Source organism: Streptomyces fulvoviolaceus, from assembly GCF_000718165.1.
GTDB classification, from domain to species: Bacteria; Actinomycetota; Actinomycetes; order Streptomycetales; family Streptomycetaceae; genus Streptomyces; species Streptomyces fulvoviolaceus.
Window position 1 is genome coordinate 136,563 of the sequence record NZ_JOEY01000008.1, and the last position, 19,401, is coordinate 155,963.

The window sequence follows — 19,401 nt, forward strand, 5'->3', positions numbered from 1 at the left end:
TATGCACCCGCCATGTCCTCCCGAATCAGGCCGTGCCGTTCCAGGCCCGCCCAGCTGGACATCGGTCGAACCGGTTCGCTTCACGTCACGGGACGGATCACCCCACGGAGACCTCAGTGCGACGCAGACCCCTCAGAAGAACAGCCGGCGCAGCGGCCACAGCCGTGGCAAGCCTCGCCGCCCTGCTCACCGGAACCGCCGCCGGCACGGCCGGCGCGGCGGAGCCGGAGCAGCTCACCATCGACCTCGCCACCGACACGGGCGCCTTCCACGGCGGCGCCTCCGGCTCGCTGTACGGCGTCTACGGCGACGGCGTGCCCAGCCGCAACGTCCTCGAAGGCATGCACGTCCGCACGGTGTCGACCAAGGCACAGGACGGCCCGCAGCACCCGGGCGCGGACGCCCTTGAGATGCTGCCGCCGTTCGTGGACTCCGGCGGCAAGGACGTCTACGTCTACATGACCGACATCTACCGCGGCTTCCCCTACCAGTGGCCGGGCGCGGACGGTCCGGCGCGGCTCGCCGACTTCAAGGAGAAGATCAAGAAGCAGGTCCAGCAGGTCCTGACCATGGACGACGCGTACCAGGACCACGTCGTCTACGTCCCCTTCAACGAACCCGAAGGGAACATGTTCGGCACCGGCGAGTGGAGCTACAACAAGACCTCCTGGCTCAGCGACCCGCAGTACTACTTCGCAGCCTGGAAGGAGGTCTACCAGCTCATCAAGGGCCTCGACCCGGACGCCCGCATCGCCGGCCCCAACACCAGCGTGCTCTACAGCCAGGTCAAGGGCTTCCTGCAGTACGCCAAGGCCAACGACGTGGTCCCGGACGTGATGACCTGGCACGAGCTGTCCAGTCCCGCCGCGGTCCGCACGAACGTGGCCAAGTACCGCCAGATGGAGAAGGACGTCGGCGTCGGCCCGCTGCCGATCAACGTCAACGAGTACGGCCACAACTTCCATCTGTCCGTACCCGGCCAGGTCGTGCAGTGGGTCTCCGCCATCGAGGAGTCCAAGATCGACGCCGACCTGGCGTACTGGAACATCGACGGCAACCTCAACGACTCGGCCGTCGAGGCCAACAAGGGCAACGGCCAGTGGTGGCTGTTCAACGCCTACGGCCAGATGTCCGGCCACACCGTCGAGGTGACCGCCCCGCACCCCAACCAGCAGTACACCCTCCAGGGCGTCGCCACGCTCGACGAGAGCAAGAAGCAGTCGCGGGCGATCTTCGGCGGCAAGAGCGGTGACGCGGACGTCGTCTTCAAGAACATCGACCCCGAACTGTTCGGCAAGACCGTGCACGCCACCGTGCAGGAGATCCCCTGGACCGGGCAGGTCGGCGACTCGGCCCAGCCGCTGCGACTGGCCGACCAGGAGCTCCAGGTCGGGGCGGACGGCACCGTGACCCTCCCCATGACCGGCATGAACGAGATGTCGGCGTACCAGGTCATCCTCTCCCCCGGCGGCCACGGCGGAGTTCCGGCCGACCCCTCGGTCAGCTGGCGCAAGACGTACGAGGCGGAGAACGCCACCTACACCGGCGGCGGTTACTCGAAGAACGGCCCCGAGGGCACGCCCTCCAACGTCGGCGGTTTCGCGACCTCCGGCAGCTACAACGTGGGCGGCCTGCGCACCGGCTCCGACGGGGTGCTGGGCTTCGACGTCGAGGTCCCGCAGGACGGCACCTACGACCTGAGCGTCTTCGCCAACTCCTACAACCTGTACGACCGGGTGAAGGAACAGGGCCCCACCAACGTCTTCCTGCGCGTCGACGGCAAGGACCCCCAGGAACTGCGACTGCCGCTCGGCTACAAGTGGGTGGTCTGGGGACACACCGACACCACGGTGAAGCTGACCGCCGGCAAGCACCGGGTCACGCTCGCCGCGCAGGACCCGGACCTGGGCGTCACGAAGGGCGACGCCATCATCGACAAGGTCGACCTGTCCCTGCGTGACGCGCAGGTGACCGCGCCGGCGATCTACGAGGCCGAGTACGCCACCCTCTCCGGAGCCCGGCCCGGCTACACGTACGCCGGTGCCTCGGGTCCCGGTGCGGTCCCGCTGGGCAAGGGCGACTCCGCGACCTTCTGGGTCTACTCCCCCACCGACGGTGAATCGACCGTGTCCGTCGACCACTTGGGCGGCGGCCGGGCGAGCCTTTCCCTGAACGGCGAGAAGCTCGACGTACTCAAGGTCGGGGGCGGCAAGGAGGGCACCGACCGTACCCGGGTGTTCCTGTCGGGTGGCATCAACAAGATCACCGTCACCGGTGCGTCGGGCGAACTGGCCCTCGACCGGCTGCGGGTCGCGCCCTCCAGCGGCACCTTGCAGACCAAGCGGTACCAGGCGGAGGACGGCAAGCTGACCGGCGCCGCCAAGGCGACGGATGCCTACACGTTCGCCTCAGGCGGCAAGGCGGTCACCGACATCGGCGACGGCAAGGCCAACGCCCTCACCCTCGATGTCGTCGCCAAGAACGCCGGGCGGCACGCGGTGACCATCCGCTACTCCAACGCCGAGCAGGCACCCGCCACCCACTACAACCCCGACCCGATCGCCCGCCACGCCGACCTGTCGGTCAATGGCGGACCGGCTCGCAGGGTGCTGTTCCCGACCACCTTCCACTTCAACAACTTCTGGGAACTGACCGTCCCGGTGACGCTGAAGAAGGGCACCAACCAGCTCACCTTCACCGCGGACGAGCTGCCCGACTTCAACGGCGACACCTACAACCAGTACGACCAGCGATCCCCGTACGCGCCGGTCATCGACCAGCTCGCGGTGACACCGCTCGCAGAGAAGTAGCCCGGCGGACGGCCCGGGTCCGCTGCGGCCCGGGCCCCTCCTTTCGCCCGGGCCGCAGAAGGCCCGGGAACACCCCCGACACCCGGGAGAACCGCTCATGCACCTGCGTTCAGCACGCCTGTTGACCAGAACTGCCGTCCTGCTGGCGACCGTGGCGGCGAGCCTGCTGCCCGCCACCGCCTCGCATGCCGCCGACACCAGCGTCACCGTGGACTTCGCCACCGCCGGCGGAGCCCCCAACTACCGGGCTTCCGGGATGATCTACGGGATGACGCCGGACGGTTCGCTGCCGCAGGACCACTTCTTCAAGGACATCAAGTGGCACTACATGCGGGCCGGCGGCGCCCAGCTCAACAACGGCGGCTACGGCACCAGCCTCGCCGGCTACCAGACCCGCTGGAACTCCACGCTGGCCCAGTACAAGCGGACGGTCGCCCTGGGCGGCACGTTCGTCCTGCTCCCCCACGACCTGTGGGGCGCCGACGCCACCACGACCCAGGGCTGGCCCGGCGACAACGGTGACTGGACACTGTTCGACAACTTCGTCACCCAGCTCATAGGCGACGTCAAGGCCAACAACATGACCGTCCAGTGGGACCTGTGGAACGAGCCCGACGGCAGCAACTTCTGGGGCGCCTCGCAGAGCCAGTACCTGCAGATGTGGTCACGGTTCTACGCCAAGGTCCGGACCGCGTTCCCGAACCAGCTGATCGTCGGCCCGAGCACAGCGAGCCAGCCGAACTCCTCCAATTCCTGGTGGACGACGTTCCTTTCCTACGTCAAGGCCAACAACGTCGCCCCGGACATCTGGAGTTGGCACGACGAGCCGGGTGATCCGGTCACGGACGTGGGCCGCGCCAACTCGACTCTCACCGCAGCCGGGTTGACGAACACCCGGCCGTACCAGATCAACGAGTACGCCACGCTGTCCATGCAGTCTCCCGGCGGCGGCGCCTGGTTCATGGGCCGCCTGGAGCGGGCCGGCGCGGACGGCCTGCGCGGCAACTGGGCCGGCGGCACGAACCTGCACGACTACGAGGCCAACCTGCTCACCAAGAACAGCGCCGGCCAGTACGTGCCGCTCGGTGAGTGGTTCATGTACCGCTACTACGGCTCGCAGACCGGCAACATCGTCAACCTGGTCCCGGGCACCGGCACCGACGGCCTCGCCACCAAGGACAACACCGCGAAGAACGCCAAGGTGCTGCTCGGCAGCAACGGCAACGCCGGGACGGTCACCGTCAACCTCACCGGTCTGAACACGACGTCGGTGGTTGAGAACAGCAGGGTCCGTGCGGTCGTCCAGCGCGTCCCGTACAACAACGGAGCCGCGGTGACCGGCCCGGAGACGATCTCCGACACCACGCTGACGGTCAGCAACAACGCCGCCTCGCTGTCCATCCCGTGGTCCAGCGCCAAGGACGGCTACACCGTCACCCTGCTGCCGCCGTCCAACACCACCGTCTCCACGGTCGCCGTGAGCCAGAACAGCGGCCAGTGCCTGGACGACACCGACCTCAGCACGGCCAACGGCACGCAGTACCAGCAGTACTACTGCGAGGGCGGCTACCAGCAGATGCTCGACCTCAAGCCGGTCTCCGGCAGGACCAACACCTACACCGTCGTCAACGAGCACAGCGGCAAATGCCTCGACATCGCCGGCGCCTCCACGGCCGACGGCGCCGCCGTCACCCAGTACACCTGCAACGGCGCCACCAACCAGATGTTCACCCTCACCCCCGTCACCGCACTCGGCAACGGCCACGACTACCAACTCGTCGCCGTGCACAGCGGCAAGTGCGTCGACGTCTCCAACGTCTCCACCTCGGCCAAAGCCCTGATCCACCAATGGACCTGCGACCCCGCGAGCGCCCTCGGCACCAAGAAGAACCAGATCTGGCGGCTGCTGGGCAAAGCCTGAGCCTCGCTGCTTCGGATCGGCCGCTTCGGCGGCGGTTGCTGAAGCCGGTTCGGACGAGTCGAGGCTGGTCCGCAGCGTCACCGGCTTCAGCAAGACCGCCGCGATGATGCCGAGGGCGGCGACAGCGGTGCCGAATGCTGCGACATCCGCTCGGTGACCTGGCGAGCCAGAACGGCGCCCAGAACGTTGACGCCGAATGTGCCGCCCAGGGAGCGGAAGAATGTGACCGTGGTGCTGGCCGTGCCGATGTCCTTCAGCGGGACGGAATTCTGCACGACGAGGATGAAGTTCTGCATGGTCATGCCGATGCCGGTGCCGATGCACAGCATCGCCACGCTCATGAAGACCAGAGACGTCCTGCGGTCGATGGTGCCGAGTCCCGCGAACCCGCCGAGCGGGGCGTGCGCGAAGCCGAACTCGCTGCCCTCCTTCCCCTCGGAGAGCAGACGGTGCGCGCCGCCGAGAAGCTCGACATCGTCGGCCACGTCGCCGCCGACCTGCGGTTCCACCTCGCCGTGCTCGGTCTCTGGGGCAACGACGAGATCACCGAGGCCGTCCGCGCGCTTCGCGCCCGCTCACGGCTCGCCGGGCTGTGGTCGGCCGACAACCATGACGCGATGATCGAGAGTGCCCGCGAGCACCTCACCCTGCTGGATCTGCTGCGCCGGCGTGACGCTGCGGCCGCAAAAGAACTGATGGAACACCACATCACTCGAGCGGGCTCCTTCTGGAACAAGCGCAGCAGCACTTAGGTTTCCGCGGCAGCGGTCTGCCACCGGCGCTGTCAATGTCCGCAGGCGGCTGCGTGACTGTCCGAAGCCCCGTGCACGGACTGTCAATCCGGTCGCATGGAGACCGGAAGCCGCCGCCTGGCAGGTTCTAGACTGCCAGGTCAAAAACCTGCTACAGTCCTCGCATGGCCCGCCCCCGAAACTTCGACGACGACGTGGTGGTGGAGCGCGCGATGCAGGCGTTCTGGACGCTCGGGTACGCCAACACCTCGCCGGCGGCGCTGGCCGAGGCGACTGGCGTGGGAAAAGGGAGCCTGTACAACGCGTTCGGGAGCAAGCGCGAGTTGTTCGAGCGGGCGCTTGAGCGATACGACCGGCTCGGTGCGGAGGTCACCGCGGAGTTGTTGGCGCGGCCCGGAACCACCCGCGAATGCCTCCGGGCATTCCTTTACGACAGCGTGAAGTCCGACCTGGCCCAGCCGATTCGACGCGGCTGTCTGGCGGTGAACACGGCTGTCGAGCTGGCCGGCCACGACCCGGAGATCGCTCGCGCGGTGCGCCGTGGCGTGGATCGGACCATGGCCGCGCTGGAATGGCGGATCGCGCAAGGCGTGCGGGACGGTGACGTGCGCCCCGACCTCGCCCCGCGTGCCACCGCCGAGTACGTGATGAACACGCTCGCCGGGCTGCGGGTGATGGCCCGCACCTACGACGCGGCGACACTGTTCCGCATCGCCGACACCGCGCTGGCGGTGCTCGACTCAGCCTGATCGACGCCGATCCGGATGCCCGAGAGGCATCCCGAGGGCGGCCAAGCTGTACCCCAGTTTTAGACCTGTAGTTCAAGAAAGGTGTCTCATGGATCTCCACCTCGCTGACAAAACCGCCGTCGTCACCGGTGCCAGCCGCGGCATCGGCCTAGCGGTCGCCGAAGCGCTCGCCGCGGAGGGCGTGCGCGTGCTCGGCGCGGCCCGCACCGTGACGCCGGAGCTGGACAAGGTCGCGGCGGCGACGGTGTCCGCCGACCTGTCCGCCCGTGAGGGCGCCGAGGCGGTCGTCGCGGCGGCGATGACGGAACTGGGAGGCATCGACATTCTGGTGAACAACGTCGGCGCCGGTGATGTCGAGCACGTCGGTCTCGGCGGCTTCCTCGATGCCGACGATGACCAGTGGCGCCGACTGTTGGACCTCAACCTCTTGAGCGCGGTCTGGACAACCCGCGCAGCACTGCCAAGCCTGGTCGAGCGCCGCGGCGCCATCGTGAACATCTCCTCGATCAACTCTCGCGTGCCCGCAACCGGCCCGGTCGGCTACAGCGAGGCCAAAGCAGCCCTCACTACCCTGGGCAAGCGGCTGAGCGAGGAATTCGGACCCCAAGGGGTACGTGTCAACACCGTCTCCCCCGGAGTGGTCGGCAGCTCACTGTGGCGTGGCCCGAACAGCCTCGGCGCCAAGGTCGCCGCCGCCCAAGGACTCGGGCACGACGAATTGCTCTCGGCGATCCCACAACAGTTCCAGATGGCCTCTCCCCGGATCACCGAGCCCGAGGAAGTCGCCGCGCTCATCACCTTCCTCGTCTCCGACGCCGCGACCAACATCCTCGGTGCCGACATCGTGATCGACGGCGGCACCATCAAGACCTCCTGACCGTGCGGCGTCGCTGATCTAGTTGTCCGAATGGGGTACCTGCACATACGCGGTTCCATCCGGGTCCAGGGCCCAGATCCGGCTGATGTCGCGTGGATCACGGCGCAACACGAACCGGCCCAGCCGCTCGCGACGCGCGATCCACGGCTTGAGCGCGTCGCTGTAGTACTGCACGTGGTCGATCACGAACCCCGAACGTGACATGGTCCTGCGGGCCACCGGCAGGAGGTCCACCAGGAAGGCCGTCTCGTTGGTCACCGTCACGGGCCGGGCCCCGGCGGCCTTCTCGGTCCACACCCCGGCCGGAGTACGGCCGAGCCCTTCGTGGACCTGGCCGTGGTAGCAGGCCGTCGCCAACGCCAGCCAGCGCTGCAACTCCCGCAGGGTCAGCGCGGCTTGCCCGTCGCTGTCGTAGGCGCCGCGCTCGGCGGTGTTGGAGAAGGTGGTGCCCGGCAGCTCGTGGACCAACTGCATCATCGTTCCGATCAGCCGCTCGATGATCCCGCCGAAGTGCGGCTGGCCGAGCGACCGGTAGCGCAGCTTGATGCTGTGCTGGTCGCAGCCGCGGCGCAGGGCCTCGCTCTTGAACTCCGCGGCGTTGTCCACGTACAGCTCGAGGGACTTGCCGATCATCGGCCACACTGCCTCCACGTCCAGCCGTTCCAGCCACGGCCGCATCCGCCAGGCACAACCCGACCGAGGTCGCCGACGGCGCCTCCAGCGTCACCAGCAGGCCCACCACGCACCGGCTGGCCACGTCGGCGGCACGCCGCCGACCGACTGCAGCGGACGGACCGCCTCGCTGCCTTCACGCGCTCCGGTGGTGGACACCGGGTCCAGCTGCGCGATCCGGCGGGCCACCGTCCCCCGTGCCGGAACCCGCAGGCCCCGACCCGCCACCGGTGTGTGATCTCCTTGCAGACTGCCGCCATATTCCGGCGCTGCCGCGCCAAGTACCAAGTGCGCAGCACTTCCTGGACGATCGCCTCGACATCGTCAGGCAGCCGTCCGCCGCCACGCCCCCGCTGGAACGACCCGGCAGCAGGTCCGACACCACTCCCACACCGGCCCACCACCCCCGAGCAACACGTACACCTGGCGCCGGGAGATCCGTAGTCGCTCCGCGGCTGCGTCCGCATCAGCCAGTCCCACCGTGTCCTTCACGGCGAGCCGCCCGATCACCTCGGCCTGCCGCACCGCGGTCTCCCATAGCTGGGTCGGCGCGAGCCGCACCCCGAGCTCGGCCACCGATCCCTCTGCCATCCGGAAGCTCCCGTCGCGCACGCGACTTCGGAAAGTGACAGCAAGCCTTGCCAGCGCTCTCTGCTCACCACTGTCGTCGACATTGTGGGGCAGGCCTCGCTCAGTGCCATGGCCACGGAATCCGACATACACAGGGCCTATCCCTGAAGGTCGCGTGCGAACCGATACCTGAGCTTTGCGATCAAACCGTCGATCCCGGCGTCGTCCGGCTCTCGGCGGCCGCCTTCGAGCGTGTCGCACAGCGCATCGGCAGCCAGCATGGTCTGCCGGGCCGGCCGTCGCGGCGAACGCATGAACCCGGCCTCCAACGTGACATCGCACCTGGCCGAATGATCGGAATAGAGCAAAAGCACGCTGGAGCCGCCGCTGGAGAAGCACGCTACGAGACGCAGCCCGGAGGCCGGAAACGAGCGGCCGAGACCCGTTCGACCCCGGTCGAACGTGCGCTTCCAAACACGTGCGACCGCGGACTGCGTGCAAGTGTCCCGCGGCGCACGAATCAGGTGCGTCTCAGACCTCGACGGAGTCCAGCGGGACGGCCGTGAACATCTCAGGCTCCTGGTCGGGCGTCAGCGCCGTGGGGCCGTAGACCCAGTCCATGAAGGCGTAGTCGTAGGTGTCGCGGGAGCGCATCACCGCATTGCGCTGCTCCCGTTGGACCCCCACGTGGTGCCACAGCGCGCCCCACGACCGTGCGGTGAGCACCACTCGGCGGCAGTGTTCGGGGCGTACGGCCTCGTAGGCGGCGAGTGCCACCTTCCAGTCGACGCCGGATCCGCCCTCGGACCGCTTCGCGACCTGCGCACCCACGTGCTGGGCCAGCACCCAGCCGTCCTCGATGGCCATGACGGCGCCCTGGGCCATGTACTGCAGCGGCGGGTGGGCCGCGTCGCCGAGCAGGGCGATGCGTCCGGTGACCCACTCCATCAGCGGCTCGCGGTCGAACATCCGCCACCAGCGGTCGCGCCACATCAACGGCAGGCCCTTCTGTACCTGTTGGCACGTTCCCTCGAAGGCGCGGTCGAGTTCGTCCGGGGTACCCCAGTCGTCCTCGCCGGCCAAGGCCTTCGGCGACTGGAACACCGCCACCTGGTTGAACATCTGGCCGCCGCGTAGCGGGTACTGGACGAAGTGGCAGTGCGGTCCGACGTACAGAACGACGTCCTTCTCGTGCACCTCGTTGGCGCGCACCTGCTCGAAGGGGACCGCTCCGCGGTAGGCGACGTATGCCGAGTTGACGGGCTCGTCGTCGACGAGCAGCGTGCGCGCGATGGAGTGGAGCCCGTCGGCAGCGAGGACGACCTCGGCCTCGTCGCTGTTGCCGTCGGCGAAGGTGACGCGCGCGCCGCCCTCGATGTTCTCGTACTCCACACAGCGCGTGCCGGTCACGAGTTCCACGCCCGCCCGCTCGCAGCCGCGCAGGAGGACGCCGTGCAGGTCGCTACGGTGGATGACCAAGTACGGGAAGCCGTAACGGCGTTCCATGTCCTTGAGGTCCACGCGGGTCAGCTCGCTGGCGTCGAGGGCGTCCTTCATGATCATGTGCTCGGGCAGCACGCCGAGTTGGACGGCCTCGTCCAGGAGCCCGTAGTCGTGCAGGATCCGGGTGCAGTTCGGGGCGAGCTGCAGGCCCGCGCCGACCTCGCCGAACTCGGGGGCCTGCTCGTAGAGGCGGACCCGCAGGCCCTGGAGGGTGAGGGCCAGCGCGGCCGAGAGTCCGCCGATTCCGCCGCCGATGACGAGGACGTCCGGGCGGTGGGAGTCTGTGCTGTTCATGTCTCTCTCCCGCGTGGTCACAGCCACGGAGTCAGGGGCTGGGCCGGGGAGCCGTCCCCGGCCGTCACACCGGTGTACGGGCGGCCCGCCAGGTAAGCGGTGATGTCGGCGTTGCCGCCCTGGACGGTGGGGACGGTGTCGCTGCCGCGCTTGCCGACGATTTCGTGGCGGAGTTCGGCGCAGAACTCCTCGGGCAGGTCGGCGAATCGGATGCCGGTGCCGAGGTCGACGGCATGCACCATGACCTCCCTCGTGCGCATCCACGGGACCTCGCTCGCCGGCACGGTCCGTCCCTGGGCGGTCAGTACCTCCGCCCGCCACTGCTCCTCGGTCAGTTCGGCCATGGCGTAGGCCAGCAGCTGCGCCGACTCCTCGAACCAGGCGGTGAGCCATGCGGCGGGTAGCTGCGCGCCCGACTCGATGTCCGCCAGGCGCTGCTCCGGCGAGCTGTACATCGGAGTGGGTTCACCGGTGCGGGCCCAGTGCATGAGGTTCCTGAGGGCCCGGGCGTTGGCGGCCACGTGGGCCACGACGTGCTTGCGGGTCCAGCCGGGGAGCAGCGAGGGCGCGCCGTACGATTCCTCGTCGAGGTCGGCGACGGCCTTGCGGCACAGGTCGGTGCCCTCGGCCACCCAGGCCAGTGTCGTCGGCAGGGTTCTCATCGCGTCCCCTCGGAGACGACGCGGTTCTCGAGACGGCCCAGGCCCTCGATCTCGGTGACGATGGTGTCGCCCTCCTGAAGGAACACCTGCGGCTTGCGGGCGTGGCCGACGCCGCCTGGGGTGCCCGTGGCGATGATGTCCCCGGGGTTGAGCCGGATCATCGTGGAGACGTAGCGGACCAGGTGAACCGGGTCGAAGAGCAGGTCGCCGGTGTTGTCCTGCTGCATGACCTGCCCGTTGACCTCGCAGCGGATGTCGAGCGCGGGGCGCGGGCCGCCGACCTCGTCAGTGGTGACGAGGAACGGGCCGATCGGGGTGGTGGAGTCCCAGTTCTTGCCCTGCAGCCACTCGCGGGTGCGGAACTGCCAGTCGCGGCAGGTGACGTCGTTGAGGACCGTGAACCCCGCGATCGCGGCCTCGGCCTCGGCCTCGTCGGCCCGCCGGACCTGGCGGCCGACGACCACGGCGAGTTCGGCCTCCCAGTCGAACTGCTGGGTCTCGACCGGGCGTCGGACGTCGTCGAGGGCGCCGACGAGAGTGTCCGCGAACTTGCAGAAGAGTGTGGGGTATTCGGGCAGGTCGCGGCCCATCTCCTTGATGTGCTTCTGGTAGTTCAGGCCTACGCACACCACCTTGGTGGGCCGGGGGACGAGCGGGGCGAACTCGGCGTCGGCGGCCGCGTATCGCCGGCCGTCGGCCGCCGACGCGGCTTCGAGACCTCCGGGGGCGGCCAGTACAGCGCCCACATCGGGCAGGCCGAGGTCGACGAAGGTGTCGCCGTCGACGCGGACGGCGGCGGTGCGGTCACCGAGACGGATGGTGGCGAGCTTCACGCGAGGTTCTCCTCGATCTGGGTGCGGAACAGGTTGAGCTTGGTGAAGAGGGGCGCGTCGCTGAACTGGAACAGGTCCAGCGCACCGGAGTCGGAGTCGGACGGGGACGCCTCGGACCGGATCGACAGCGGCTGCCAGGACGGGACGACGAAGAGGTCGCCGCGCTGGACCGACCAGGAGAAGTCGCCCACGGTCACCCGGCCGGAGCCGTCGAAGACCTGGTAGACCGAAGAACCCGTCTCGCGGCGCGGAGCGATCTCGGCGCCGCGGACCAGACGGTGGAACTGGGCCCGGATGGTCGGCAGCACGTCACCGGCGGTGGTGGGGTTGGTGTAGCGCACCAGCGCGTGGCCGGGCCCGACGGTGCCGGGGTGGCCCGCGCGTTCCAGCTCCAGCTGGTCGGTGAGAGCGGCGTCGGTGTCCACCCAGCGGTAGCACAGCAAGGGGGTGCCCTCCCTGCGCCCGAGTTGCGAGACCGGCGCCAGCCCCGGGTGGCCCCACAGCCGCTCCGAGCGCGACCGGTCGGGCGTCGCGTGCTCCTCCCCGGACAGCTCGTCCCGGCCGAAGTCGAAGAACTGCGCCTCGACGTCGTATTGGAGGGGGATGTCGAGGCCGTCGATCCAGGCCATGGGCTCGTCGGCCGAGTTGTGGTGGGCGTGCCAGTTCATACCGGCCTGCGGCAGGAAGTCACCACGGCGCATGGGCACCGGATCGCGCTCCACGACGGTCCACACGCCCTCGCCCTCGACGACGAACCGGAAGGCGTTCTGGGTGTGCCGGTGCTCGGGCGCGTTCTCGCCGGGCATCAGGTACTGAATGGCCGCCCAGAGGGTCGGCGTCGCGTAGGGCCTGCCGCCCAGGCTGGGATTGGCCAGGGCTATGGCCCGCCGCTCGCCGCCGCGGCCGACCGCCACCAGGTCGCCGGCGCGACCGGCCAGGTCGAGCAGTGTCTTCCACTCCCACAGGTGCGGCTGCGCCTTCGACCTGGGGTGCTCGGGCATCAGATCGCCGATTTGAGTCCACAGCGGAACGAGAAGGGCCTTCTCGAAGCCCCGGTAGAGCTCTACGAGTTCAGGAGTGACGGGCGGCTGGTCCGGCCGGTCCTCGGCGGTGAGCGAGACGGGCGAGACGGCGTTGTCCTGGTCGGTCATGACCACACCGTGCTCCGCAGACCTTCGGCTGGAACAGTAGATTCTGTCTTGCGGAACAAACGGTGAGAGGCGGTCGTCGTGGCCAAGTCAATGAAGAACCCGCCGGCGTACGGCGTGACGAGCGTGGATCACGCGCTGCAGCTGGCGGTGATTCTGCAGGTGGAGGGCCCCATCACGGTCTCCGAGGCCGCCCGGCGGCTCGGCGTGGCCCGTTCCAGTGCCCATCGCCTGCTGTCCACACTGGTGTACCGCGACTTCGCGGTGCAGAACGACGACCGCAGATACCGGGCCGGACCGGTTCTGGAGATCGCCGCCAAGGCCCAGTCGAACGTAGGAGCCCTCCGCACCGCCGCCCTCGGCCCGCTGCGCACCCTCGTCGACACCCTCGACGAGACGGCGAACCTCACCATCCGCACCGGCCGCACCGCGAGGTTCATCGCCTCGGTCGAGTGCACGCAGGCCCTCCGGGTCGGAAACCGCGAGGGCATGGTCTTCCCCGCACACCAGGTGAGCGGGGGTCTGGTCATGCTCGCCGCTCTGGCCGACGACGAACTGATCGCGCTCTACGCGCACACCCCCACCGACGGGTCCGAGGAGCGCCCGGATCTGGCAGAGCTGCGCGGCGAGCTCAGAGCCGTCCGGAGCAGTGGCGTCGCCGTCAACCTCGAACGATCCGAGCGAGGGCTCGTCGCCATCGGGCGCGGAGTCACCGATACGAGCGGTGCCACGATCGCCGCCGTGTCGGTGTCCATGCCGAGCGTGCGGTACTCGCCCGACCGTGTGAAGGAGATCGTGTCGGCTCTGGCCGTGGCGGCGGACAGGATCTCTGCCGAGATTCATGAGAGAGGGCGGTAGAGCACACCGGTCAGAAATTCTCGGACGAGGTCGGCCGGCCGCGCGGAGCAGGGTCGCGTCGTCGGCCGACGGCTCAGGCAGCAGGATCGCGAGGACTGTGCAGCCAGGTCGAGGACCTGTGGGCGCGGCTGAAGGGGTACACCGCCGGCGCCTCAGTGACGCCCAGCGCCGAGACGCCAGCCGTCCTGGACCAGCTGGAGCGCACACCTGCTGCACCACGCCGGCGAGGCCGAACCGGTCCTCTGCGACGACACGCACGGCGCCTGACCGGCCGGTGGCCCCGCGGCTTCACCACGACGACTCGCCGGCCGGCTCCTTCAGAGTGAAGCGGGCACGCCGGACGCCGCCCCCGCCGGACGCCGCCCCCGCCACCCAGGCGGCTACCTGCGCCCGGGAGGAGAACTCCAGCTTGGCCAGGATCCGTTCGATGTGTCCGTCCACCGTGCGGGTGGACACCACAAGCCGCTCGGCGATCTGGCGATTGCTGAGGCCCTCGGCGACGAGTCGGGCGACCTGTTGTTGTCGTGGGGTCAACACCTCGACCGTCGTCGCGGGTTCGGGTGTGGCCACCGCTTCGGGGCCGTTCAGCGCGTAGGAGATGGCCTGCCGTCGGTCCATACGACCGCCCTCGTCAAGCCTGGCCCGCAAGGCCTCGGCGCCACCCAGTCTGCGTTGCAGTTCCTCCTCGCACTGGGTGTGGTAGCCCGCCAGGTGCGGTCCGAAGGCAGTGAGTGACGTGCCGATCACACCCCAGATCGACTGGATCGCACCGAGCAGACGAGCCGCGTGGTCGTACTCCGCGTTCGTCGTGGCGACCCATGCGAGGAGTTCGATCATGACCGCGGCTCCGACATGGTCGTTGAAGCCACGCTGGATCTGCAGACCCGCGCGGGCCGCCGACTTCGCCTGGTCGGGGTCGCCGTTCAGCCAGGCGTTCAGGCCCAGCGCGTACAGTGCACGCGCCCTGGCCCAATGCTCGCCATTGCGCTCACTCACCGCGATCACCTGCCGGGCAGCCTGCTCGGCCTGGTCGTCCTGGAGCAGAGCCCGGGCGATGGCGGTCTGGAAACCGTTGAAGAGGACGCCGTCGACGTCTCCCGCCTCCGCCAACCGCGCGGAGGCGGCATCGAAGTGACCGAGGGCAGCACGAAGGTCCCCGCGGAAGAAGGCGACGGTGCCGCGGAGCGAGCGCGTCATGCAGAGCGAGACCTGATCGCCGAGCTCTCCGGCCAACTCGTCGCACTCCGCCAGTCGTACCTCGGCGGCGGAGTCGTCGCCCTGGAGCAGTGAGACCCATGCCGCCGCCCAGAGTGCGGTGGCCCGCTCGGGCAGTCGTGGTGCGTCGAGCGCGAGAGCCAGGTCGAGCCAGCGCCGCCCCTCGCTCAGCGCTCCGTCGGCACACCAGTGATGGCGCAGCGCGGACACCATGGACAGGGCGTGCTGGGTCCGGCGCGTGCTGATGCACCTTTCCAGGGCCGATTCCACGTTGCTGCGGTCGGCGCGTAGCCTGGCCAGCCCGGATTCCTGGCCTGGCCCGCTCCAATTCGCCGCCACCTGTACGGCCAGTGCTCCGTAGTATTCCTGGTGCCGGTCTCGCACAGTTTCCACGTTCTCGTGCGTCTTCAGGCGCTCTCCGGCATATTCCTGGAGGGTCATCAGCATGCGGAAACGCAACAGCCCGCTTCCCTCGACGGCCTGGATAATCGACTGGGCAACCAAATGATCCGTGAGGTCGAGAATCCGCTCGCGGGGCAGACCGTCGCCGGCGCATATGTGTTCAGCGGCCTGCAAGTCGAATCCGCCGGAGAACACCGCGAGGCGAGTCCACAGCAATTGTTCCTCGGGCGTGCACAGGTCGTAACTCCAGTCGATCAGCGCGCGGAGTGTGCGCTGACGGGGCAGTGCGGAACGGCTCCCGCCGGTGAGCAACCCGAATCGGTCTGCCAGCCGTTCGACCAATGCGTCGAGGTGCAGCGATCGCAGCCGTGAGGCGGCCAGCTCTATCGCCAGGGGGATGCCCTCCAGCTGGGCGCAGAGCCGGGCCACTGCCAGGCCGTTGATGTCGTCCACGACGAACCCGGGCGTGATCGCCCTTGCGCGGTCCACGAGGAGTCGCACCGACTCGTACCGGGACAGCACCTCCACGGAGGACTCGGTGTCGGGGTCCGGGACCGGCAACGGCAGAACCTGATAGACGTTCTCCCCGCCGATGATGTCCAGGACTTGTCTGCTCGTCGCGAGAATCCGGACGTGTGGACAGCCCCGCAGCAGCCGGTCGACGAGCACGGCGCAGGCCTGGACCAGATGCTCGCAGTTGTCGAAGAGCAGCAGCGTCTGCCGGCGGCCCAGGTACTCGATCAGCCGGTCCGCCGCCGGCCGGTTCGAGGAATTCGCCACCCCGAGAGCGGTCGCCACGGCGTGCTCAACGAGTTCGGGCTCACGGACGGCCGCCAGGTCGATCAGCCAGACCCCGTCGGGGAACGCCGAACGGGCCGCGATTCCCGTCTCGACCGCCAGCCGGCTCTTCCCGACGCCACCCGCTCCGGTCAGCGTCACCAGGCGGGCCGATCCCAGCAGCCCGCGAACCTCCGCCAGATCACTGTGGCGTCCCACAAAACTCGTGACGGCGTTGGGAAGGTTTCCCGAACCACCGTCAGGTATCTCATCCACCATGAATTCCAGATTCTCTTCTGAGAGCCCGGCCGTTACCCGAATTCGGCGGAGTGACCCCGTCGAATTCCATGCGACTCTGACGCACTCCGGGTGCCGACACCCGGGTTTCCTCCATTAATGCCGTGCCGAGTAAAAGGCGAGATGTGAGGCCGAGCTGACTCAATGCCGCATGATGCGGATTTGTGTCCCGAACATTGAAACGCTAACAGGTGGTTTTCTGTCCACGCAAGCATCGGGAGCGTAGATACTGCGCGCTTCGGCGCGGCTCGCACGGGCACGGGCGAAGCGGATGCGGACACGGCGCGCGCCGGCCGGAGCCGGTACGAGCGCCCCGCCCGCGTCGGGGCCGAGCAGGGCGGGGGTAGACCTGCGCGACCTCGCGAAGGGGTGGTTCTACCCGTATCCCCTGAACCTCGCCGGGGCTGAGATTGGCCCTCGGTTCGAAGTGAGGAGGACCCAACGTGACAACGATGCACGTGGGAGCCCGGCCCGCGGTCGCCCCAGGCAGGCTGTTCATCGGCGGTCGATGGGAGCCGGCAGAGGCAGAGGCCGTCAGGGAACTGGTCGATCCTGCGACCGGGCAGCGAGCGACGACCGTCGCCGAAGCCGGTGCCGGCGACGCGCGACGTGCGGCCGCCGTGGCGCTCAAGGCCTTCGAAGAAGGTCCCTGGCCGCGGATGAGCCCGCGCGAGCGGGGGCGCATCCTGCTGCGCGCCGCCGAGTTGCTGCGGCAGCACGCCGAGGAGTTCGCCCTCCTGGAGAGCTTCAACGTCGGAAAGCCCATCACGCTCACCCGGCGGGTCGACATCCCGATGGCGATCGAGACCTTCGAGTACTACGGCAATCTCGCAGCAGGCATCGAAGGCGCGGTCCGGACGCCTGCCGCCCCCGCTCTGGCGTACACCCGGCGGGAGCCGATCGGCGTGGTCGCGGCGATCACCCCGTTCAACTTCCCGCTCGTACTGTCCAGCAAGAAGATCGCCGCGGCCCTTGCCGCGGGAAACACCGTCGTACACAAGCCGGCCGCGGAGACCCCGCTCACCGCTCTCCGGCTCGCGGAAGTACTCCAGGAAGCCGGTCTGCCGGACGGCGCCTACAACGTGGTCACCGGGGACGCGGAAGCCGGACAGGCGCTGGTGTGCGATCCGAGGATCGCCAAGGTCGCGTTCACCGGCTCGACCGTCGTCGGGAAGAGAATCGTGGTCCAGGGGGCCGACACCCTCACCCGGGCGACCCTGGAACTGGGCGGGAAGAGCGCGAACCTCGTCTTCGCCGACGCCGATCTGGATGCCGCCGTGCCCACGGCAGTCAAGGCGTTCACCTTCAACACGGGACAGTTCTGCATGGCGGGCAGCCGGCTTCTCGTCGAGCGGCCCGTCTACGAGGAAGTGCTCGAGCGGCTGAGCGCAGCCTGTGCGCAGATCAAGGTCGGCGACCCGCTGAGTGAGGAGACCATGGTCGGGCCTCTGGCGGGCCCCGCTCACCAGGCAAAGGTCGTCTCGTTCCTCGAACGGGCCCGCCGCGATGGGATCGGTGTCACCAGCGCCGAGTGCCCGGACGGGCCGGGCTTCTACGTCGCCCCGACGGTGCTCACCGGCGTCGACCAGCAATCGGCCTATGTCCAGGAAGAGATCTTCGGGCCGGTCCTGACCGTCCAGCCCTTCGACACCGAGGACGAGGCCGTGCGGATGGCCAACGGGACTCCCTACGGCCTCGCCGCGGGCCTGCAGACCCGCGACGTCTCCCGTGCGCATCGCGTCGCAGCTCGCCTCGACGCGGGAACGGTGTGGGTCAACACGTGGGCTGCCATGGACATCTCCATGCCGATAGGTGGCTACAAGCAGTCCGGATACGGGCGGGAAAACGGCCCCGAGGGCCTGGACGAATACCTGCAGACCAAGTCGGTCATCGTGGCCCTGTAGGAATCGACCGAGAAAGGGAAAGGCATCATGCATTCCACTACAGCAGCCATAATCGAAGGCCCGGGCGCCCCGTTCACCTTTACCGATGTCGTGCTCGACGAACCTCGCAAGGACGAGGTCCTGGTACGGATGGTCGCCGCCGGCCTGTGTCACAGCGATCTGAACGTACAGGCGGGCCGGATGCCCTTCCCGCTGCCCGGGGTCATCGGCCACGAAGGAGCCGGAATTGTCGAGCAGGTCGGGTCTTCCGTCACCAAAGTCCGGCCCGGCGACAAGGTCCTGTTGAGTTTCACATCGTGTGAACACTGCACCAACTGCCGCAATGGGCACCCGGCCTACTGCGACACCTGGCTGCCCCGCAATGTGACGGGAGGCAAGCGCAGCGACGGGAGCTCCCCGATCACGCGCGACGGCGTCCCGGTCGGTGGGCATTTCTTCGGCCAGTCCTCCTTCGCCGAGGCGGCCGTCGTCGACGCTCGCAGCGTGGTGAAGGTGGATCCCGAAGCCGACCTGACGGTGCTCGCGCCGCTGGGCTGCGGCGTCCAGACCGGAGTCGGCACCGTCTGGAACGTCCTGGCGCCCAGACCCGGTGAGAGCCTGGCCGTCTTCGGCGCCGGCGCGGTGGGCCTGTCGGCGATCATGGCCGCGGCTGCTCTGCCCTCGGGCGACATCATCGCGATCGACCGTGTGCCGTCCCGGCTCGAGCTCGCCCTGGAACTCGGCGCACAGCACACCATCAACACCACCGAAGTGGATCCGGCGACCGCGCTGGCAGAGATCACCGGTGGCCGCGGCGTCGACAACGCAGTGGACACCACCGGAATCCCCGCCCTCCTCCGCACCGCCGTCGACGCCCTCAGCACCGGCGGAGCGTGCGCGGTCGTCGGCGTGGCCCCTCCCGGCGTCGACGTGGCGCTGGACATGCACGATCTGCTGCTCGGCAGGCGCGTGCTGGGCGTGACGCTGGGAGACGGCGAGCCGGAGACCCTGCTGCCCCGGCTGGCCATGCTGCATCGGCAGGGAAAGCTCCCGCTGGAAAAGCTGATCAAGCACTACAAATTCAGGGACCTGAACACCGCTGCCCGCGATATGCACGATGGGGCGACGATCAAACCGGTCGCGCTGTTCTAGTCTCCCGATTCCGTTGAAAACACCTG

At 68.7% G+C, this 19,401-nt stretch carries 16 protein-coding genes and 1 pseudogene; 8 read left to right on the top strand and 9 right to left on the bottom strand.

The window, feature by feature from the left end; genetic code table 11:
* Nucleotides 1-164 precede the first annotated feature (164 nt).
* Entirely contained in the window at nucleotides 165-2,810 is a 2,646-nt protein-coding gene (locus tag IG08_RS0110690; RefSeq protein ID WP_052424591.1) for a carbohydrate-binding protein, read from the top strand.
* Nucleotides 2,811-2,907: 97 nt separating this feature from the next.
* Nucleotides 2,908-4,731, top strand: a complete 1,824-nt coding sequence (locus IG08_RS0110695; protein WP_030599352.1) for an RICIN domain-containing protein — start codon at nucleotides 2,908-2,910, stop codon at nucleotides 4,729-4,731.
* A gap of 140 nt (nucleotides 4,732-4,871) precedes the next feature.
* Here the strand turns inward: IG08_RS0110695 and IG08_RS63360 are convergent.
* Nucleotides 4,872-5,120: pseudogene (locus IG08_RS63360) on the bottom strand (EmrB/QacA family drug resistance transporter); the annotation flags it as partial.
* 60 nt (nucleotides 5,121-5,180) lie between these two features.
* Between IG08_RS63360 and IG08_RS60625 the strand changes: the two are divergent.
* From IG08_RS60625 to IG08_RS0110715, 3 genes are all read left to right on the top strand, one after another.
* Nucleotides 5,181-5,483: an FCD domain-containing protein gene (locus IG08_RS60625; protein ID WP_234342848.1), complete on the top strand. Its 303-nt coding sequence runs from the start codon at nucleotides 5,181-5,183 to the stop codon at nucleotides 5,481-5,483.
* Between the two features lie 164 nt (nucleotides 5,484-5,647).
* Nucleotides 5,648-6,232: a TetR/AcrR family transcriptional regulator gene (locus IG08_RS0110710; protein WP_030599359.1), complete on the top strand. Its 585-nt coding sequence runs from the start codon at nucleotides 5,648-5,650 to the stop codon at nucleotides 6,230-6,232.
* A gap of 88 nt (nucleotides 6,233-6,320) precedes the next feature.
* Nucleotides 6,321-7,109 carry an SDR family oxidoreductase gene (locus IG08_RS0110715; protein WP_030599360.1) on the top strand — a complete coding sequence of 263 codons (789 nt, stop codon included), beginning with the start codon at nucleotides 6,321-6,323 and terminating at the stop codon, nucleotides 7,107-7,109.
* An 18-nt stretch (nucleotides 7,110-7,127) separates the two neighbouring features.
* Here the strand turns inward: IG08_RS0110715 and IG08_RS63365 are convergent, their stop codons facing one another.
* The 7 genes from IG08_RS63365 to IG08_RS0110745 form a co-directional block, all read right to left on the bottom strand.
* Nucleotides 7,128-7,787 carry a Mu transposase C-terminal domain-containing protein gene (locus tag IG08_RS63365; RefSeq protein ID WP_052424594.1) on the bottom strand — a complete coding sequence of 220 codons (660 nt, stop codon included), beginning with the start codon at nucleotides 7,785-7,787 and terminating at the stop codon, nucleotides 7,128-7,130.
* A gap of 45 nt (nucleotides 7,788-7,832) precedes the next feature.
* A complete protein-coding gene (locus IG08_RS63370) occupies nucleotides 7,833-8,009 on the bottom strand; it encodes a hypothetical protein (protein WP_199820844.1) in 177 nt (58 codons plus the stop codon).
* 96 nt (nucleotides 8,010-8,105) lie between these two features.
* Nucleotides 8,106-8,372 (bottom strand): hypothetical protein, encoded by a 267-nt coding sequence (locus tag IG08_RS63375; RefSeq protein ID WP_158812207.1) that lies wholly within the window; start codon nucleotides 8,370-8,372, stop codon nucleotides 8,106-8,108.
* 510 nt (nucleotides 8,373-8,882) lie between these two features.
* The gene (locus tag IG08_RS0110730) at nucleotides 8,883-10,148 is read right to left on the bottom strand and encodes an FAD-dependent oxidoreductase (protein WP_030599363.1); all 1,266 of its coding nucleotides are present in this window, start codon (nucleotides 10,146-10,148) and stop codon (nucleotides 8,883-8,885) included.
* A gap of 17 nt (nucleotides 10,149-10,165) precedes the next feature.
* Nucleotides 10,166-10,810, bottom strand: a complete 645-nt coding sequence (locus IG08_RS0110735; RefSeq protein ID WP_030599366.1) for a maleylpyruvate isomerase family mycothiol-dependent enzyme — start codon at nucleotides 10,808-10,810, stop codon at nucleotides 10,166-10,168.
* Nucleotides 10,807-11,643, bottom strand: coding sequence for a fumarylacetoacetate hydrolase family protein (locus IG08_RS0110740; RefSeq protein WP_030599368.1), 837 nt, complete (start codon nucleotides 11,641-11,643; stop codon nucleotides 10,807-10,809). The genes IG08_RS0110735 and IG08_RS0110740 overlap by 4 nt, the downstream gene beginning before the upstream one ends.
* Nucleotides 11,640-12,794 (bottom strand): cupin domain-containing protein, encoded by a 1,155-nt coding sequence (locus IG08_RS0110745; protein WP_030599371.1) that lies wholly within the window; start codon nucleotides 12,792-12,794, stop codon nucleotides 11,640-11,642. The genes IG08_RS0110740 and IG08_RS0110745 overlap by 4 nt, the downstream gene beginning before the upstream one ends.
* A 78-nt stretch (nucleotides 12,795-12,872) precedes the next feature.
* Here IG08_RS0110745 and IG08_RS0110750 point away from each other — a divergent pair, with 78 nt between their 5' ends.
* A complete protein-coding gene (locus IG08_RS0110750; RefSeq protein ID WP_030599373.1) occupies nucleotides 12,873-13,649 on the top strand; it encodes an IclR family transcriptional regulator in 777 nt (258 codons plus the stop codon).
* Nucleotides 13,650-13,937: 288 nt separating this feature from the next.
* Here IG08_RS0110750 and IG08_RS0110755 read toward each other — a convergent pair whose 3' ends face one another.
* On the bottom strand, nucleotides 13,938-16,322 hold the full coding sequence (locus IG08_RS0110755) for an ATP-binding protein (protein ID WP_078655533.1): 2,385 nt from the start codon (nucleotides 16,320-16,322) through the stop codon (nucleotides 13,938-13,940).
* Nucleotides 16,323-16,792: 470 nt separating this feature from the next.
* Here IG08_RS0110755 and IG08_RS0110760 point away from each other — a divergent pair, with 470 nt between their 5' ends.
* The gene (locus IG08_RS0110760) at nucleotides 16,793-18,244 is read left to right on the top strand and encodes an aldehyde dehydrogenase family protein (protein ID WP_030599380.1); all 1,452 of its coding nucleotides are present in this window, start codon (nucleotides 16,793-16,795) and stop codon (nucleotides 18,242-18,244) included.
* 27 nt (nucleotides 18,245-18,271) lie between these two features.
* Nucleotides 18,272-19,375 (top strand): NAD(P)-dependent alcohol dehydrogenase, encoded by a 1,104-nt coding sequence (locus IG08_RS0110765; RefSeq protein ID WP_030599383.1) that lies wholly within the window; start codon nucleotides 18,272-18,274, stop codon nucleotides 19,373-19,375.
* Nucleotides 19,376-19,401: the final 26 nt, after the last annotated feature.

Bases quoted from the DNA above. Each gene is read 5' to 3' on its own strand.
- IG08_RS0110695 (WP_030599352.1), top strand. From the start codon at position 2,908: ATGCACCTGCGTTCAGCACGCCTGTTGACCAGAACTGCCGTCCTGCTG.
- IG08_RS0110710 (WP_030599359.1), top strand. From the start codon at position 5,648: ATGGCCCGCCCCCGAAACTTCGACGACGACGTGGTGGTGGAGCGCGCG.
- IG08_RS0110715 (WP_030599360.1), top strand. From the start codon at position 6,321: ATGGATCTCCACCTCGCTGACAAAACCGCCGTCGTCACCGGTGCCAGC.
- IG08_RS63365 (WP_052424594.1), bottom strand. From the start codon at position 7,787: ATGCGGCCGTGGCTGGAACGGCTGGACGTGGAGGCAGTGTGGCCGATG.
- IG08_RS63375 (WP_158812207.1), bottom strand. From the start codon at position 8,372: ATGGCAGAGGGATCGGTGGCCGAGCTCGGGGTGCGGCTCGCGCCGACC.
- IG08_RS0110730 (WP_030599363.1), bottom strand. From the start codon at position 10,148: ATGAACAGCACAGACTCCCACCGCCCGGACGTCCTCGTCATCGGCGGC.
- IG08_RS0110735 (WP_030599366.1), bottom strand. From the start codon at position 10,810: ATGAGAACCCTGCCGACGACACTGGCCTGGGTGGCCGAGGGCACCGAC.
- IG08_RS0110745 (WP_030599371.1), bottom strand. From the start codon at position 12,794: ATGACCGACCAGGACAACGCCGTCTCGCCCGTCTCGCTCACCGCCGAG.
- IG08_RS0110755 (WP_078655533.1), bottom strand. From the start codon at position 16,322: ATGGTGGATGAGATACCTGACGGTGGTTCGGGAAACCTTCCCAACGCC.
- IG08_RS0110760 (WP_030599380.1), top strand. From the start codon at position 16,793: ATGCACGTGGGAGCCCGGCCCGCGGTCGCCCCAGGCAGGCTGTTCATC.
- IG08_RS0110765 (WP_030599383.1), top strand. From the start codon at position 18,272: ATGCATTCCACTACAGCAGCCATAATCGAAGGCCCGGGCGCCCCGTTC.